Source organism: Vogesella mureinivorans (assembly GCF_007644035.1).
Lineage (GTDB): Bacteria > Pseudomonadota > Gammaproteobacteria > Burkholderiales > Chromobacteriaceae > Vogesella > Vogesella mureinivorans.
Genome location: NZ_VMTV02000643.1, coordinates 1 through 507, shown reverse-complemented (window position 1 = coordinate 507; position 507 = coordinate 1). Strand labels below are relative to the sequence as shown.

The window sequence follows — 507 nt, the reverse complement described above, 5'->3', positions numbered from 1 at the left end:
GCGAACCATCACGCCTTTGGGTTGGCCGGTGCTGCCCGAGGTGTAGATCAGATAGGCCAGCGCATCGGGATCCGGCGCGCGCGGCGGCAGCTCGGCCTCGGCGCTGTCGGCGTTGATGTCCAGCGTGTTGGCGTGCGCGATCAGCGGCGCGGCGGCGGCGTCGGTCAGCAGCAGGGCGATCCGCGCGTCCTCGGCCATGTAGCGCAGGCGCTCGGCGGGATACAGCGGATCCAGCGGCACATAGGCCGCGCCCGCCTTGAGCGTGGCGATAAGGCCGACGACCAGCTCGACACCGCGCTGCAGCAGCAGGCCAATGCGGTCGCCGGGCTTGACCCCCGCGGCCGCGAGTCGCCGCGCCAGCCGTGCGGCGCGTGCATCCAGCTCGGCATAGCTGAGGCGCTGGCCTTCGAAGCACAGGGCCTCACGCTCCGGCGTGGCGGCCGCCTGTGCAGAGAGCAGGGCGTCAATGCTCGTGTGCTGGAGCGGACTCCGCGCGTCGCTGGCATA

General features: G+C 71.8%; 1 protein-coding gene. It reads right to left on the bottom strand.

What is annotated here, in order from left to right; translation table 11 throughout:
* The coding region (locus tag FLQ44_RS17070) for an AMP-binding protein (protein ID WP_147695367.1) at positions 1-507 on the bottom strand (507 nt) is incomplete at both ends.